The sequence below is a fragment of the Streptomyces sp. NPDC102451 genome (genome assembly GCF_044765485.1).
In the GTDB taxonomy this organism is placed as follows: Bacteria; Actinomycetota; Actinomycetes; order Streptomycetales; family Streptomycetaceae; genus Streptomyces.
On record NZ_JBIWKD010000002.1, the window covers coordinates 303,554 to 318,546 of the forward strand.

General features: G+C 72.6%; 18 protein-coding genes. 7 read left to right on the forward strand and 11 right to left on the reverse strand.

The genetic code is table 11. The features are described 5' to 3' along the window. Positions 1-51: 51 nt before the first annotated feature. Positions 52-1,416 (reverse strand): dipeptidase, encoded by a 1,365-nt coding sequence (locus ACIRD8_RS04915; protein ID WP_403986121.1) that lies wholly within the window; start codon positions 1,414-1,416, stop codon positions 52-54. 194 nt (positions 1,417-1,610) lie between these two features. Between ACIRD8_RS04915 and ACIRD8_RS04920 the strand changes: the two genes are divergently transcribed. Further along, positions 1,611-2,867 (forward strand): geranylgeranyl reductase family protein, encoded by a 1,257-nt coding sequence (locus tag ACIRD8_RS04920; protein ID WP_403986124.1) that lies wholly within the window; start codon positions 1,611-1,613, stop codon positions 2,865-2,867. Positions 2,868-2,937: 70 nt separating this feature from the next. Here the strand turns inward: ACIRD8_RS04920 and ACIRD8_RS04925 are convergent, their stop codons facing one another. Continuing rightward, positions 2,938-3,393 carry a nitroreductase family deazaflavin-dependent oxidoreductase gene (locus ACIRD8_RS04925; protein ID WP_403986127.1) on the reverse strand — a complete coding sequence of 152 codons (456 nt, stop codon included), beginning with the start codon at positions 3,391-3,393 and terminating at the stop codon, positions 2,938-2,940. Between the two features lie 126 nt (positions 3,394-3,519). Between ACIRD8_RS04925 and ACIRD8_RS04930 the strand changes: the two genes are divergently transcribed. From ACIRD8_RS04930 to ACIRD8_RS04940, 3 genes are all read left to right on the forward strand, one after another. Continuing rightward, entirely contained in the window at positions 3,520-4,251 is a 732-nt protein-coding gene (locus ACIRD8_RS04930) for a TetR/AcrR family transcriptional regulator (RefSeq protein ID WP_403986129.1), read from the forward strand. A gap of 184 nt (positions 4,252-4,435) precedes the next feature. Further along, positions 4,436-5,743 carry a sensor histidine kinase gene (locus ACIRD8_RS04935; RefSeq protein ID WP_403986132.1) on the forward strand — a complete coding sequence of 436 codons (1,308 nt, stop codon included), beginning with the start codon at positions 4,436-4,438 and terminating at the stop codon, positions 5,741-5,743. Next, positions 5,740-6,405, forward strand: a complete 666-nt coding sequence (locus tag ACIRD8_RS04940) for a response regulator (RefSeq protein ID WP_403986135.1) — start codon at positions 5,740-5,742, stop codon at positions 6,403-6,405. The genes ACIRD8_RS04935 and ACIRD8_RS04940 overlap by 4 nt, the downstream gene beginning before the upstream one ends. On the opposite strand, the gene ACIRD8_RS04945 is transcribed toward ACIRD8_RS04940, so the two are convergent. Beyond that, the gene (locus ACIRD8_RS04945) at positions 6,366-6,662 is read right to left on the reverse strand and encodes a DUF6332 family protein (RefSeq protein WP_403986138.1); all 297 of its coding nucleotides are present in this window, start codon (positions 6,660-6,662) and stop codon (positions 6,366-6,368) included. The genes ACIRD8_RS04940 and ACIRD8_RS04945 overlap by 40 nt on opposite strands. A 136-nt stretch (positions 6,663-6,798) precedes the next feature. Here ACIRD8_RS04945 and ACIRD8_RS04950 point away from each other — a divergent pair, with 136 nt between their 5' ends. After that, positions 6,799-7,200: a MarR family transcriptional regulator gene (locus ACIRD8_RS04950; protein WP_403986141.1), complete on the forward strand. Its 402-nt coding sequence runs from the start codon at positions 6,799-6,801 to the stop codon at positions 7,198-7,200. 34 nt (positions 7,201-7,234) lie between these two features. On the opposite strand, the gene ACIRD8_RS04955 is transcribed toward ACIRD8_RS04950, so the two are convergent. The 3 genes from ACIRD8_RS04955 to ACIRD8_RS04965 all read right to left on the reverse strand — a co-directional run bounded on the left by ACIRD8_RS04955 (position 7,235) and on the right by ACIRD8_RS04965 (position 9,683). Continuing rightward, a complete protein-coding gene (locus ACIRD8_RS04955) occupies positions 7,235-7,987 on the reverse strand; it encodes a maleylpyruvate isomerase family mycothiol-dependent enzyme (RefSeq protein WP_403986144.1) in 753 nt (250 codons plus the stop codon). A 24-nt stretch (positions 7,988-8,011) separates the two neighbouring features. After that, on the reverse strand, positions 8,012-8,380 hold the full coding sequence (locus ACIRD8_RS04960) for an SCO4225 family membrane protein (RefSeq protein ID WP_403986147.1): 369 nt from the start codon (positions 8,378-8,380) through the stop codon (positions 8,012-8,014). Positions 8,381-8,450: 70 nt separating this feature from the next. Then, the gene (locus ACIRD8_RS04965; protein ID WP_403986150.1) at positions 8,451-9,683 is read right to left on the reverse strand and encodes an MFS transporter; all 1,233 of its coding nucleotides are present in this window, start codon (positions 9,681-9,683) and stop codon (positions 8,451-8,453) included. A gap of 121 nt (positions 9,684-9,804) precedes the next feature. Between ACIRD8_RS04965 and ACIRD8_RS04970 the strand changes: the two genes are divergently transcribed. Further along, on the forward strand, positions 9,805-11,019 hold the full coding sequence (locus tag ACIRD8_RS04970; protein WP_403986153.1) for an ROK family protein: 1,215 nt from the start codon (positions 9,805-9,807) through the stop codon (positions 11,017-11,019). 19 nt (positions 11,020-11,038) lie between these two features. On the opposite strand, the gene ACIRD8_RS04975 is transcribed toward ACIRD8_RS04970, so the two are convergent. Genes ACIRD8_RS04975 through ACIRD8_RS04985 form a run of 3 tightly spaced genes read right to left on the reverse strand, consistent with a single transcriptional unit; the run spans position 11,039 to position 13,097 of the window. After that, the gene (locus ACIRD8_RS04975; RefSeq protein ID WP_403986156.1) at positions 11,039-11,929 is read right to left on the reverse strand and encodes a phosphotriesterase; all 891 of its coding nucleotides are present in this window, start codon (positions 11,927-11,929) and stop codon (positions 11,039-11,041) included. Next, positions 11,926-12,507 (reverse strand): DUF4865 family protein, encoded by a 582-nt coding sequence (locus ACIRD8_RS04980; protein WP_403986159.1) that lies wholly within the window; start codon positions 12,505-12,507, stop codon positions 11,926-11,928. The genes ACIRD8_RS04975 and ACIRD8_RS04980 overlap by 4 nt, the downstream gene beginning before the upstream one ends. Before the next feature lie 11 nt (positions 12,508-12,518). Further along, the gene (locus ACIRD8_RS04985) at positions 12,519-13,097 is read right to left on the reverse strand and encodes a TetR/AcrR family transcriptional regulator (RefSeq protein WP_403986162.1); all 579 of its coding nucleotides are present in this window, start codon (positions 13,095-13,097) and stop codon (positions 12,519-12,521) included. A 200-nt stretch (positions 13,098-13,297) separates the two neighbouring features. On the opposite strand from ACIRD8_RS04985, the gene ACIRD8_RS04990 reads away from it, so the two are divergent. Then, positions 13,298-13,594, forward strand: coding sequence for an SHOCT domain-containing protein (locus ACIRD8_RS04990; RefSeq protein WP_403986165.1), 297 nt, complete (start codon positions 13,298-13,300; stop codon positions 13,592-13,594). 128 nt (positions 13,595-13,722) lie between these two features. Here the strand turns inward: ACIRD8_RS04990 and ACIRD8_RS04995 are convergent, their stop codons facing one another. Together ACIRD8_RS04995 and ACIRD8_RS05000 are read right to left on the reverse strand one after the other, a co-directional pair. Next, positions 13,723-14,247, reverse strand: a complete 525-nt coding sequence (locus tag ACIRD8_RS04995) for an ATP-binding protein (protein ID WP_403986168.1) — start codon at positions 14,245-14,247, stop codon at positions 13,723-13,725. 215 nt (positions 14,248-14,462) lie between these two features. Then, positions 14,463-14,825 (reverse strand): hypothetical protein, encoded by a 363-nt coding sequence (locus tag ACIRD8_RS05000; RefSeq protein WP_403986171.1) that lies wholly within the window; start codon positions 14,823-14,825, stop codon positions 14,463-14,465. Between the last annotated feature and the right edge of the window lie 168 nt (positions 14,826-14,993).

The window sequence follows — 14,993 nt, forward strand, 5'->3', positions numbered from 1 at the left end:
CGTGCACCGGGTGGCGGCCCGGAGGCGGTACGGATGCCGCCTCCGGGGCCGTCAGGCCTTCTTGGACTCCGCGTAGTTCCGCAGGAACAGCGCCTCGGCCACCGAGAGCCGCTCCAGCTCCTCCGGGGACACGCTCTCGTTCACCGCGTGGATCTGCGCCTCCGGCTCGCTCAGCCCGATGAGCAGGATCTCCGCCTCCGGGTACAGTGCGGCCAGGGTGTTGCAGAGCGGGATGGAGCCGCCCAGGCCGGAGGACTGCATCTCCTCGCCCGGGTAGGCGAGCCGCATGGCCTCGGCCATCGACGCGTAGGCCGGGCTGGTGATGTCGGCGCGGAACGGCTGCCCCTGGCCGACCTGTTCGACGGAGACCCGCGCCCCCCAGGGGGCGTGCGACTCCAGATGGGCGGTCAGCAGCTTCGTCGCCTCGGTGGCGTCCTGGCCCGGCGGCACCCGCAGACTGATCTGCGCCCGGGCGCTCGCCTGCAGCGACGGAGTGGCGCCGACCACCGGCGGGCAGTCGATGCCGATGACGGTGACCGCGGGCCGCGCCCAGATGCGGTCGGCGACCGTGCCCGTACCGATGAGCCCCACACCGTCCAGCACCTTGGCGTCCGAGCGGAACTCGCCCTCCGGGTACTGCAGTCCGTCCCACTCCGCGTCGGACGTGAGCCCGTCGACCGTCGTCGTGCCGTCCTCGGCCCGCAGGGACGCCAGCAGATGGATCATCGCCGCCAGCGCGTCCGGAGCCGCGCCGCCGAACTGCCCTGAGTGCAGGTTCCCTTCGAGGGTGTCCAGCTGGACCCGCAGCATGGTCATCCCGCGCAGCGTCGCGGTCACGGTGGGCAGCCCGACGCGGAAGTTGCCGGTGTCACCGATGACGATCGTGTCGGCGGCCAGCAGCTCCGGGTGTGCCTCGGCGTAGCGCTCCAGGCCGCCCGTGCCCTGCTCCTCCGAGCCCTCCGCGATCACCTTGACGGACACCGGGACGCCGCCGTTCGCCTTGAGGGCGCGCAGCGCGAGCAGGTGCATGATGAACCCGCCCTTGCAGTCCGCGGCGCCCCGGCCGAACCAGCGGCCGTCGCGCTCGGTCAGTTCGAACGGCGGGGAGAGCCAGGCGGACTCGTCCAGCGGCGGCTGTACGTCGTAGTGCGCGTAGAGCAGCACCGTGGGGGCGCCGGCCGGGCCGGGCAGGTAGCCGTACACCGACTGCGTGCCGTCGGGGGTGTCGAGCAGGGCGACGTCCTGGAACGCCTCGGCGCGCAGCGCGTCCGCGACCCAGCCGGCCGCCGCCTCGCACTCGCTCCTGGGGAACTGGGCCGGGTCCGCCACCGACCGGAAGGCCACCAGCTCGGCGAGCTCCGCCTTGGCGCGGGGCATCAGCGAGGCAACGGTCTCGGAAATCGGACGGGCGGTCATGGGCACGCTCCTTGTGGGTGCGACGTTAGGACTATGGCGCGATGTGTACGCGGCCGGGGGCGACGCCCTGGATGCGGCGTCGCGTGTACAACGAATCCATGGCTGATCCTCCCACAGCGGAGTTCGGCCACGGCGCGCCGTAGGATGCCGTGAGCAGCTGGGGCCACAGGTCGGATCGGGAGCAGAAGCACATCGTGAGCAGCGAGAACGCAGACGCCGGACGTGAGCCGGATGAGACGTCGTCGGTACCGCCGGAGTCCTCGGTATGGGACGTCGTCGTGGTCGGCGCGGGCCCGGCCGGAGCTTCCGCGGCGTACGCGGCGGCCGTGACCGGCCGTCGGGTGCTGTTGCTGGAGAAGGCGGAGATCCCCCGCTACAAGACGTGCGGTGGCGGAATCATCGGGTTCTCGCGGGATTCCCTGCCCCCCGGATTCGAACTGCCCCTGAAGGACCGGATCCACGCGGTCACCTTCTCGCTCAACGGGAAGCTGGCGCGCACCCGCAGGTCCAAGCGCATGCTCTTCGGGCTGATCAACCGGCCCGAGTTCGACGCCGGGCTGGTCGAGGAGGCCCAGAAGGCGGGCGCCGAGCTGCGCACGGGTGTGGCGGTGACGCGGGTGGAGCAGCACGGCACCGCCGTGCCCGACCGGCGCACGGTCGCCGTGGTGCTCGCCGGTGGTGAGACGGTGCTCGCCCGGGCCGTCGTCGGCGCGGACGGCAGCGCCGGCCGCATAGGGGCTCATGTCGGTGTGAAGCTCGACCAGGTGGACCTCGGACTGGAGGCGGAGATCCCCGTTCCGGAGACGGTCGCCGAGGACTGGGCGGGCCGTGTGCTCATCGACTGGGGTCCGCTGCCCGGGAGTTACGGCTGGGTCTTCCCCAAGGGCGACACACTGACCGTCGGCGTCATCTCGGCGCGCGGCGACGGCGCGGGGACCAAGCGGTATCTGGACGACTTCGTCGGCCGGCTGGGCCTCGCCGGATTCGAACCGACGGTCTCCTCCGGACATCTGACCCGGTGCCGCAGCGACGACTCGCCGCTCTCGCGCGGACGCGTGGTGGTCTGCGGCGACGCGGCCGGGCTGCTGGAACCCTGGACCCGCGAAGGAATCTCCTTCGCTCTGCGGTCCGGGCGGCTCGCGGGCGAATGGGCGGTCCGGATCGCGGAGTCGCACGACGCGGTCGACGCCCGTCGGCAGGCGCTCAACTACGCGTTCGCGATCAAGGCGGGGCTGGGCGTGGAGATGAGCGTCGGACGCCGCATGCTCAACCTGTTCGAGCGGCGTCCCGGGCTCCTGCACGCGGTACTGACGGGCTTCCGCCCCGCCTGGAACGCGTTCGCGGGGATCACCCGGGGGACGACGTCACTGGCCGAGCTGGTCCGCACGCATCCACTGGCACAGCGGGCGCTGCACGTGATGGACCGCCGGCAGTCGGCCGGTCCCCGGTAGACAGCCGTCGGAGGCACCGTCACCGGGCGGACGCCCGGGGCGGTGCCTTGCCACACCCGTTCCCGTCGGCTCAGCTCCCGACCGTGATCCGGAAGACGGGGTGTTCGGGGCAGGCCGCCAGGAGCTCGGCATCGGTGGACTCGGCCGTGATGCCCTTGAAGTACTGGTTGACCTCCCAGCCCCAGCGCTTCAGATAGGCGCGGACGATCCGCGCCTTCTGCTCGTCGTCCGCGATCTCCACGGCGGTGAACGCACGGACCTTGCGGCCCACCTTGAGCTCCCCGCCTCCGGCCGCACGCATGTTGCGTACCCACTGGGAGTGGCCGCGGGCCGAGACCAGGTACTGGGCGCCCTCGTGGTGGTGGGGGTTGACGGGGATGCGCTGCATCCGGCCGCTCTTACGGCCCCGCACCGACATCTCGGCGCTGCCGAGGAGGCTGATGCCGTGTCGTGCCAGCCAGCCGATGACACCGTTCATCCGCTGCGCGAAGGCGCTTGCCTGGAGGTAGTACGGCTGCTGCGACATGGTGGCTCCTGCCATTGAGAGAGCGGTGCTCTCGCTTGAGATCAGTGTGCACGAGTGCGGCGATCCAAAGCAAGAGCAGTGCTCTCTTTTGTGTTCGGTGCTCCGATCGCGTGGCAGACTGATGCCATGAGCACCATTCGAGGAGCCCGGGAACGCGCCCGCATCGAAGTCACCGCGGCGATCAAGGACGAGGCCAGGCGGCAGCTCGCCGCTGAGGGCGCCGCGAAGCTCTCCCTCCGTGCCGTCGCCCGCGAACTGGGCATGGTGTCCTCCGCGCTGTACCGCTACTTCCCCAGCCGCGACGACCTGCTGACGGCACTCATCGTCGACGCCTACGACGCGGTGGGCGAAGCCGCGGAGACAGCCCGCGACAGGAGCGGCGGCCCGGCCGGCCGCCATCCCGAGCGCTGGCTGGCGGTCGCCCGCGCCGTACGGGAATGGGCCCTGGCACACCCCCATGAGTACGCACTGATCTACGGCTCGCCCGTCCCCGGCTACACCGCCCCGCAGGACACCGTCGGTCCCGCATCCCGCGTGGGCCAGGTCCTGATCGGCGTCGTACGCGACGCCCACCGCGCCGAGGGCCTCGCCGTTCCCCCGCAGGACGCGCGGCTGCGCACCGAGGGCGCACGCATGGCGGCGGATCTGGCCGCCGATCTTCCGCCGGCTGTCGTGGTGGCCCTGGTCTCCGCGTGGGCGCAGCTCTTCGGGCTGATCTCCTTCGAGCTGTTCGGCCAGTTCAACCGGGTCGTCGAGGCACGCGAGGAGCTCTTCCGGCACGCCGTCCACGAACTCGGGCGCTCGGTGGGCCTCCTGGACGGCCGGGCCACCGGGGGCGCCGGGGCCGCCGGGGCCTGACGCGCGGCGCACCGGCACGGGCGCTCGGGCGGGAATCGGGCCGCGGACGGAGGCCACCCGCCCGCGCGGAGGCGATCCGCCCGGACGGAGGTGACCCGCCCGGACGCGTACTCCCCGGGGAGTACGTGGGGTCACCACGCCCGGCTGACGTGCGCCGGGGGTCCGCGCGTCTAGCGTGGCCGGTATGCAGGATCAGCGAGCGCATCCGAGTGCGGGCCCGCGCCCGGAGCCGGGAGGCCGAGGGCGCGGCCACGGGCCCCCGTGGGGCGGAAGGCACGGCGGGGCGGAGGGGTACGACGGGCGGGGGAGGCGCGGCGACCGTTTGCCGTGGCCGTCGACCCTCGTGGTCGGCGTCATCGTGATGGTGGGCACCGGTGCCACCGCGCACGGCCAGGGCCGCGAACCGCTGGGCCTCGTCGCCCGGCTGCTCCTCGTCGCCGCGGTCGCCGTGCTGCTCGTGCGTCACCGTCACCCTGTCGTCGCGGTCGCCGGAACGTCCGCCGCGACGCTCGTCTACCTCGGCCTGGGGTATCCGTACGGCCCGGTCTTCCTCGCCGTCGCCGTCGGCTGCTTCGGGGCCATCGTGTCGGGGCACCGCAAGGCCGCATGGTGGTCGCTGGGAGCCCTGTGGGCAGGGCATCTGCTGGCCGCGCACTGGCTGTACCGATGGCTGCCGCCGAAGGGCGACGGCCCGGCGCCGTGGGCGCAGGAGGCGTTCGTCACCGCCTGGGTCGTGGCGATCGTCGCCGCGGCCGAGCTCCTCCGGGTGCGCCGTGAGCAGTGGGCGGCGGCCAGGGCGGAGCGGGACGCCGCGGAGAAGCGGCGGGCCGACGAGGAGCGGCTGCGCATGGCCCGTGAACTCCATGACGTCCTGGCCCACAGCATCTCCGTCATCAACGTCCAGGCCGGGGTGGGGCTGGCCCTGCTCGACTCCGATCCCGAACAGGCCCGTACGGCCCTCACCACGATCAAATCGGCCAGCAAGGAAGCGCTCGGAGAGGTACGTCAGGTGCTGGAGAACCTCCGGACCCCGGGCGACGCCCCCCGCTCCCCGGCCCCCGGTCTCGACCGCCTGCCCGAACTGGTCGACCAGGCCGCCGGGGCGGGGCTCACCGTGACCGTCGAGACGGACGGCACGCGCGTGCCGGTCCCGCCCGGCGCCGACCTCGCCGCCTTCCGCATCGTCCAGGAGGCCCTGACGAACGTGGTCCGGCACTCCGGATCGCGTACCGCCCGCGTAGGTATCGCGTACGGCGGCGCGTACCTCGGGCTCCTCGTCGACGACGAGGGGCCGGCGACGGGCGACGAGGCCGGAGGCAGCGGCAACGGGCTCGTCGGGATGCGGGAACGGGCAGCGGCGCTGGGTGGCACGATCGACGCGGGCCCCCGGTCCGACGGCGGATTCAGGGTCACGGCGGAACTCCCGCTGCGGCCCGGCGGCGAGGACGGTCCCGCCGCACGGAACGGGGCGGGAACGGAGGGGGCGTCGTGATCCGCGTACTGCTCGCCGATGACCAGTCGCTGGTCCGGGCCGGTTTCCGGGCGCTCCTGGACGCCCAGCCGGACATCGAGGTGGCCGGTGAGGCCGCCGACGGGGCGGAGGCCGTACGCCTGGTGCGCGAACTGCGCCCCGACACCGTGCTCATGGACATCCGCATGCCGGAACTGGACGGTCTGGCAGCGACCCGGGCGATCACCGACGACCCGGCCCTCCGTGACGTGAAGGTGGTCATGCTGACCACGTTCGAACTCGACGAGTACGTCTTCGAGGCGATCCGGTCGGGAGCCTCGGGGTTCCTGGTCAAGGACACCGAACCCGACGAACTGCTGCGGGCGTTGCGCGCGGTGGTGGGCGGGGACGCCCTGCTGTCGCCGGGAGTGACCCGGCGGCTGATCGCCGAGTTCGCGGCCCGCTCCAAGGAACCCGCGGCGGCGACGCTCCTGGACGGACTGACCGACCGTGAGCGCGAGGTCATGGCCCTGGTCGGCATCGGGCTCTCCAACGAGGAGATCGCCCGCAGACTCGTGGTCAGCCCGCTCACCGCCAAGACCCACGTCAGCCGCACCATGGTCAAGCTGGGCGCCCGGGACCGGGCACAACTCGTCGTACTCGCCTACGAGTCGGGGCTCGTGCGCCCCGGCTGGCTCGGCTGAACGGGCGGCAGGCGCCGCTCCTCGGCCGCACGCGGGAAACGCCACAGGACATGGACGGCCCGCAGGACGAACGCCAGTGCGCCGAGCACGGCCCCGGCCCTGAACAGCACGCTTTCGGCGCTGCCGGGAAGGCGGAGGAGCAGGGCGGGCACCGAGACCCCGGCGAACGTGACCGCGGCCACCAGGACGCCGCTGACCAGCGCGTAACCGATCTCCACGGTCATCGCGTCCCGTTCCGCCTGAGTGCGTCGTGACATGTCCGGAGTGTCACAGGCGCCGTGGCCGACGGCAAGGACGCCTCTCCGCATCGCCTGCCGAACCGCCTCCGAGGGTGGATGCGTCTGCATCTATTGTGCGTGCATGAATAGTTCGCTCCTCTGCTAGCGTGCGGTCATGGCAGCGAAGAGGTCCGAGCAGGCGCTCGTCGGCGAGTGGCGCGAGATGCTCGCGCTGCACGCCAGGACCCTGGGCGAGCTCGATCGGGCGCTGGACCCGCACGGCCTGGGAGCCAGCGACTTCGAGGTCCTGGACGTCCTCACGGAGGCCGCCGCGGAGCGTGGCGAGGCCTGCCTCCGCGTTCAGGAGATCGCGTCCCGGGTCCATCTCAGCCAGAGCGCGCTGTCGCGGCTCGTGGCACGGCTGGAGAGGGGCGGCCTCGTACGCCGTGTGATGTGCAGCGATGACCGCCGCGGTGTGCGTGTCGAGCTGACGGACACCGGCCGGGCCCGCCACGCGGAGGCCAGGCCGCTTCAGCGGGCGGTGCTCTCGCGGATGCTGGACAGGACCGGGAAGTGAAGCGGGCCCGTGCGGACCACGGGCCCCGACCGGCTCACGACCAGACGACCGCGGAGTTCCTCACCCACAGCCCGGCGACCCCGGGGTCTCCCGAGACGGCGACCGACGCGAGCGGAAGGCGATTCCACAGCGCCAGGTAGAGCTCTTCCGCGGTGCCGCTCACGGTGCAGTCGGCAGGCGTGTCCAGGGCGTCCGGCCCGCGGACCGTGAGAGGCGGGGCGTCCGACAGCCGTACGGTCCACACCGTGTCCGTGTCCACGGCCCGCACCCGGAGCGTGCGCGGCGAGTCCGTGCGCACCCGGCTCTTGGCGCGGGCGTGGAAACCGGCCAGCAGTTCGTCGATGCCGTCCACCGCGTGCTGCGGTGCCACGGGGGTCGTCGGACCGCTCCGCGCCGACTCCGCGTCCACCCGGTGGATCCGGGTCTCGTGCGCCTGCCGGCGTGCCCAGAAGGCGACCGAGGACGGTGCCGGGAAGACCGTCCAGCACTCCAGGCCGGCCGGTGCGGCCCGGAGCGCTTCGACCAGCAGGCTGTGGCCCTCGGTGAACCGGTCGAGCAGCGCCTCGCCGTCCAGACCGGGCTCCTCGCCCGCCGGGTGGTGCGTCCGGCGCCCCTCGACGACGAACGCGGTCGCCCAGCGGTGCACCATGCAGGTGTGTTCGAGAAGATCGCGCACCCGCCATCCGGGGCAGGTCGGGACCGGGGCTTCCGTCCCCGCCTCACGGGCAGCCCGGGCGAGTGCCCGGCCTTCCGCGGCGAGGGCTGTCAGGTGCTCGGAGGTCTCCACGCCGGCGATTGTGCCAGAGACATGTCAGGCGCTACGGGGGTGCGCGGAACGTCCCCGGCCGGGGCCGCGCATCAGCCGGGAGAACCAGCCCAGCGCACAGGCCTGCACGAGCACCGACACGACCAGCGCGAGATACGTGAACCAGGCGGGACCCCCGGAGTCCGGCCCGGCCATCGAGCTGCCGAGAAGGAAGACGAAGACGGTCGGCGCGGCCAGGAAGAACAGCCAGACACCCGCGAACGAGGCGTCCTCGTGGGACACGAACAGCGTGTCCACCGCGACGAACACCGCGACCGCGAGCACGAGGCCGAGGTAGATCCGTGATGCCGTGTTGCCGAAGGTCAGCCGTGCCGCCGTGCGCAGTCGCCGGTTGCCCGTCACCTGATGACTCATGTCCGCTCCCCTGGATGGCCGATACCTCCATCCTGCGCCGGGGGAGCCGGCGGTGCCTGAGTACGACTACTCAACCGTTCAGGTGTTCGCCCGCGTTGCGGGCCGCGTAGCCCAGTACCGCGGCCGTCGCGGCGAGCAGCGTCACCGTGGTGAGGGCCACCGGGAGGGAGAACCAGTCGGTGAGGAAGCCGATCACCGGCGGCCCCAGGAGCATCCCGCCGTAGCCGAGGGTGGAGGCGGCGGCCACCCCGCTGGGTCCGGACAGTGCGCCCGCACGGCCGACGGCGACGGGAAATATGTTGGCCAGGCCCAGACCGGCCACGGCGAAGCCGAGCAGCACGAGCCAGACGGCCGGAGCAAGCGCGCCGAGCAGCATCCCCGCCGCAGCCGTGACCCCGCCCGCCACCAGCGTGCGGGTCTGCCCGAAGCGTTCGAGGAGGGCGGTGCCGGTGAGCCTGCCGATGGCCATGGTCAGCGCGAACAGGGAGTACCCCGCGGCGGCGAGACCGGGGGCGGCCCCCAGATCCTGGCTGAGGTGCAGTGCGCCCCACTCGGCGAGCGCGCCTTCGCCGTACGCCGTGCAGAGGGCGATGACGCCGAACAGGACGACGATCCGGCGCGCCTGGACACTCATCCCCTTCGGCCGCTCCGCGGTGTCCGCGGTGGGCGGTCCGCCGGGGGGAGCGGCAGAGGGGCCGCGCAGAAGTACCGGGCCGGTCACCGCCGTGACCAGCAGCCCGACACCCGTCAGCGCGAAGAGATGCGTCGCGGGCGACAGGCTGCCCGCGACCAGCCCGCCGAGCCCCGCGCCGGCCATGCCGCCGAAGCTGAACGCCGCGTGGAAGCTCGGCATCACGGGGCGGCGCAGTGCGGAGACCAGATCGACCGCCGCGCTGTTCATCGCCACGTTCAGCCCGCCGTACGCGGCGCCGAAGATCAGGAGTACGAGGCCGAGGGTGAGGGCCGAACCCATCTGCGCCGGAAGGGCGATGCTCAGGGACAGCAGCACACCGCAGACCACGGTGACCGCATGGCTTCCGTAGCGACGGCACAGCCTGCCGGTGAGCATCATGGTGACCACCGCACCGGCGGAGACGCCGAGCAGGGCGAGTCCGAGGGTGGAGGCGCTGGCCCCCGTCTGGTGCTTGATGGCCGGGATGCGGACCACCCAGCCGGCGAAGAGGAACCCGTCGAGGGCGAAGAACACGGTCAGAGCGGTACGCAGGCGGGCCGACGAAGGTGGGGCGGTGTCTCCGCCAAGTTCCCCCGACAGGGCCGTCCGCAGTTTGTTTACTTGCGGCACAAAGTGAGCATAGAGTTGCCCCGAGGGTGTGCGCAAGGCCGCTGTGCCGGTGACCGGCCGGTGAACGGTGCGGGGTGCCGGGACGTCGGCAATGGCTCCGGATCATGGGAGACTCGCCCCCATGAACGGCAAGTCGACCACCACGCGGACGAAGTTGGAGAGGGGCCGCAGCGCGCTCGGGCCCGCCCTGGAGCTCGTCCACACGGGGCGCGCTCCCACCCGCGCCGTGCTCACCTCCGAGCTCGGCGTCACCCGTGCCACCGCGGGCGCGGTGGCCGCTGAGCTCGAGGCGCTCGGGCTCATCAAGGTCGACTCCAGCCCGGGCTCGGCCGCGGGTTCGCAGGGGCGCCCCTCGCACCGGCTGTCCGTCCTGGACAGCGGTCCCGTGGCTCTCGCCGCCCAGGTGCACTCCGACGGCTTCCGCGCCGCGCTCGTGGGGCTCGGAGGCCGGATCGTGGCCACCGCGCCCGGCTGCGTCGCCGTCATGGCCGACCCCGCCCAGGTCCTCGGCGAGGTCGTCGAGGCCGGTGCCCGGCTCCTGCGCGAGAGCGGACTGCGCTGTGTCGGCTCCGGGCTCGCCGTGCCCTCCGCCGTGGCCGAACCCGAGGGAACGGCACTCAACCCGCTGCACATCGCCTGGCCGGCGGGAGCGCCGGTCCGGGAGATCTTCTCCGCCTGCGTGCGCGCGGCCGGCATCACCGGCCCCGCGTTCACCGCCAACGACGTCAACCTCGCCGCCCTCGCCGAACACCGGCACGGCGCCGGGCGCGGGGCCCAGCACCTGCTCTGCGTCGCCACCGGCCACCGCGGGGTGGGCGGCGCCCTCGTCCTGGACGGCCGTCTGCACAGCGGGAGTTCGGGACTCGCCCTGGAAGTGGGGCATCTCACCGTGAACCCCGAGGGCAGACCCTGCCACTGCGGCGGACGGGGCTGCCTGGACGTCGAGACGGACCCCCTGGCCTTCCTCACGGCGGCCCGCCGGGAGCCCGGCCCCGAGGAGTCCCTGCTCAAGCAGTCCGGCGACCTGCTGCGCACGGAGTACGGCGACCCCGATGTGCGGGCCGCCGCCGAGGAGCTGATCGACCGGCTGGGCCTCGGCCTCGCCGGGCTGGTCAACATCCTCAACCCGGACCGGATCATCCTGGGCGGTCTGCACCGCGATCTCCTGGAGGCCGACCCCGAACGTCTGCGCGCCGTGGTCGCCGACCGCAGCCTGTGGGGGCGCAGCGGAAGCGTGCCGATCCTGTCCTGCACGCTGGACCACAACAGCCTGGTCGGCGCGGCCGAACTGGCCTGGCAGCCCGTGCTCGACGACCCGCTGGCCGCACTGGCCTGACCGGCCGGAGCCCGGAACCTCAGGCCCTGGCCAGGGCGAACGCCCGCGCCGGATGGTCCACGAGCACCGCCTCCAGGAGCTCCTCGCCGAGCGACCGCACCAGCCGCGGACGCAGCCCCCGCAACAGGTACGGCATACCCGGCGTCCCGGGCACCGTCGTGTCGCCGCCGAGCAGCAACTGCCCGCCGAACCCGGCCTCCGCGAGAGCGACGAGCTGCTCGGGCAGCCGCCAGTCCGTGGCGTGATGCGCCCGCGAAGGGCCGTCGAACGCCAGGAACGCACCTGCCCGGGCGGCATCGAGCTGCGCGACGCCGTCCGGGAACCGGCCCAGGTGGCCGAGGATCACCCGCCGCGGCTCCACGCCGAGTTCCCCGCACAGCAGATCCAGCACGTCCCGCGCACCCGTACCCAGTTCCAGATGGACGGCGACCGGCGCCCCCGTACGGTGATGGGCGCCGGCGGCCGCCCTCATCGTGTGCCGTGCGTGTGCGTCGAGGCCGTGGAACGCCCCGGCCACCTTGATCAGCCCCGCCCGTACGCCCGTGGCCCCGATCCCGTCCGTGATCTCCGAGACGAACAGCTCCTCCAGCTCCGGCATGATCCGGCCGAGCGACTCGGGCGCGTAATGGGCCGCTCGGTGCAGCCCCGTCGCCGCGACGATCCGGGCCCCGACCGCCCGCGACAGGGCCGCCAGGTCGGCGGGCCGCCTGCCCATTCCGTACGGGGTCCACTGGACGACCGTCCGCCCGCCCAGCGCGTGGAAGTCCCGCAGCCGCTCACCGGCTTCTTCCGGGTCGTCCAGCTCCAGCCCGGGCAGCACCGGCGTACGGATGAAGAGGTGGTCGTGCGCGTCGCAGACCCCGAGCTCCCCGGCGGGGACGTCCCCGAGGACCGTACGTACCCGGGTCACCACTGCTTCCCCCGCCCCAGCCGGTCCCGCTCCGGCGACGACAGGTGCAGTACCTCGTAACGGTCGCCCGGCGCACCGGACGGCTCGTCCTCCCAGAGGGTGAAGTGGAGCAGTTCCCAGTGGCGCGGGTCGACGGCCAGCGCGGCGGTGACATTCCCCGGAGTGCAGGCCAGCCGGCGGCTCTCCTCCAGTGCGGCCTCCACCGCCGCGGCCGGCCGGACGGTGTCCGCGATCCGCTCACGGCGGCGGACCGCGGTGCGGGGGAGTGCCGCCGAGGCCGCGCCCTCCTCGTAGTGGAGTCCGCTCCAGTGCTGCACCTCCGGGCGTCCGAAGTCGTCGACGATGCCCTGGAATCCGGAGCCCCACAGGAAGCTGTTCATGCCCTCCGGGGCCGACCACAGGTACAGCGGGGCGTACTGATTGACCGGCGAGGTGTCCCCGCGTTCGCGGATCAGGTACGCCTTGAGGCCCAGGCCCGGGAAGTCGTCGAGGAGATGGCCCCTGGTCGCGACCCGCTCGCGGATGATCCCCATGCCGTAGTCGGCGGGAAGCGTGATCTCGTACTGCATGGCGTGCACGCGTGTGCTCCTCAGGCCGTTCGGTTCGATGTGACGTGCGCGGCGAGCAGGGAGAGCAGTCCCTGGACGGCCGAGTCGAAGGCGTCCGTCGAACCGGACGCGCGGGCCAGGACGTAGCCGCCCTGGACCGTCGCCACGACCGCCGCCGCGACCTCCCGGGGTGCGACGCCGGGGGAGAACTCGCCCGCGTCCAGGCCCTCCTGGAGAATCCCGGCGAGCCGCTCCCGCAGCCAGCCGATCGTCTCGTCCACCGGGGCGCGCAGCGCGTCGCTGGCCACCACCTCGGGATCCATCGTCAGCCGCCCCACCGGGCAGCCCCGCAGCACCTCGCGCTCGCGCAGCAGATAGGCCGAGATCCGCTCGTACGCCGATCCGGGACCGTCCAGCAGGCGTCCGGCCGTCTCCCGCATCTCCGCGGAGGTGCGGGAGACCGCGGCGAGTGCCAGACCGGGCTTGCCCGCGAAGTGGTGATACATGCTGCCCTGGCCCGCCCCCGCCCGCTGCTGGATCGCCTTGGGGCTGGTGCCCACGTAGCCGCGCTCCCACAGGAGCTCCTGGGTGGCTTCGATCAGCCGTTCCGGAGTGCTCATGAGGCCACTGTACATACCAGTAGGTACAGAATCCATGGTGCCTGCGGCCCCGCGCGGGAGCAGGCCCGCGGGCTCGGCGTACTCCCGCCGCCGTACACGAACTGCCGCCGGCCGTACGACGCTTCCGGCTGCTCCCGGAGACAGGCTCGTAGGTGACAGGAACGCACGGACGATCCCCCTTCACCGAGGAGCTGACCGAGATGAACACGCTGGCGAACTCCGGAGGACCCGGGCCCTGGATCCTCTTCTTCCCGATCATCTGGGCGGCTGTCGCCGTCGGCGTCATCACGCTGCTGCGCCGCACCGTCGGGCGCGGCCGCCGCGGCCCGTGGCAGCCGCACGGCGTCCGGCGGGGCGGCCCCGTGGACGGGCAGTCGCCGATCGGCCTCCTGGGCCGGCGGTTCGCGGCGGGTGAGATCGACGAGGACGAGTACTGGCGCAGGCTCTCCGTCCTGGACGAGCCCTACGGCCGCTACGACAAGGACGGCCCGGAATGACCGCGGAAGGCGGCCGGGGCCGGGCGTGAACGGAGCGGAGCGCGTCGATCACGAGTGGATCGACGCGCTCCTGTGTGTGCGGTGCGCTGTGTACGGTGCGCGGTCGCTCTCCGGTCAGCCGACGACGGTCAGCCGACGACGGTCGACCGGGCGTGCGTCCGTGCTGCCGTCGGCTCCACGAACCCCACGACGTCCGAGCCGAACGGGCCGTCGGTCGTCGACCCGTACACCGGAAGAGGGGGCAGAGCCGTGGTGAACGACGGTGCGGGCAGGGTGAACCAGATGACCTTCCCCGCGTCGTCGCTCGGTCGTACGCCCCAGCTCTCGCTGACCGCGGCGATCATCGCCAGTCCGCGCCCGGAGGTGGCGGACTGGTCGGCGTCGCACACGGTCGGCAGCCGGGGGTCGTGGTCGTGGACGGAGACCGTCAGCCGGTCGAGCAGCAGCTCGATCTCGACGGTGCATGATTTGTCCGGCTGTGCGTGCCGGTGGACGTTGGTCAGCAGTTCGGTGACACCGAGCGCTGCCTGGTCGATCAGAGGATCGAGATGCCAGTAGCGCAGTTGCGCCGAAATTATTCTGCGGACCTGACCGATCCGCGACGGCAGGGCCTGGAGCTCCACCGCGCAGTGCCTGCTTGGCTCGCTGATCACGGCTGCGACTCCCCGAAATAGGTCCGGAAGAAGACGAAGGAACGGATCCAGCAGATGGCTGACTGCTGTTTCTGGTCATGCATGGTCCGCCCCTGCGTGGCTCCCGGCGGGGGCGGCTTTCGCTGTCACCGCCGGTACACCATCAGTGACGTGTGACCAGCGTGACTCAGGGGGTTGGGCTCCGCAACTCGCGGTGTCCGTACCGGGCCGTAGCGTCAGACCCGCCGCCCCGCGGCACTCCGTAGCGCCTCCAGGAACCTGCGGACGGGCGCGGCCCCGCCGGGTCTGCGGTTGCGCTGGCCCATGGTCAGCCGGTACCGCACCCCGTTGATACGGGCGACGGCCGAGTCGGCGGCCAGGAACCACGGCTTCCCGGCGCTCACCGCCGTCACCGGGGCGCTGGCGATCTCCCGCCCGGTGCTCGTCAGCAGCGCGATGCGGCCGTCCTGGACGATGACCTGGCCGGCCCTCGTCAGCGACCGTGCCCACCGCCGGATCCTGACGTCGCTGGCCCTGAACTCGGCCGCGCCGAACCCCGGCGCGCCGAAATCCGCAGCACTGAACTCTGTCTCGGCCATGGCGACTTCGCCCCCCTTGTACCGGCTTCTGCAAGTCTGCCCGTGAAGGGGGCCCTGACACCAGGCCTCATCACCACCGATTCCGGCCGCTCGCCCGGACCGGGGGCGTGGCCCGAGGCGGCGGTGGGACCTGCTGGGCCAAGGGAGGCCTATGGGTTGCCAAAGTAA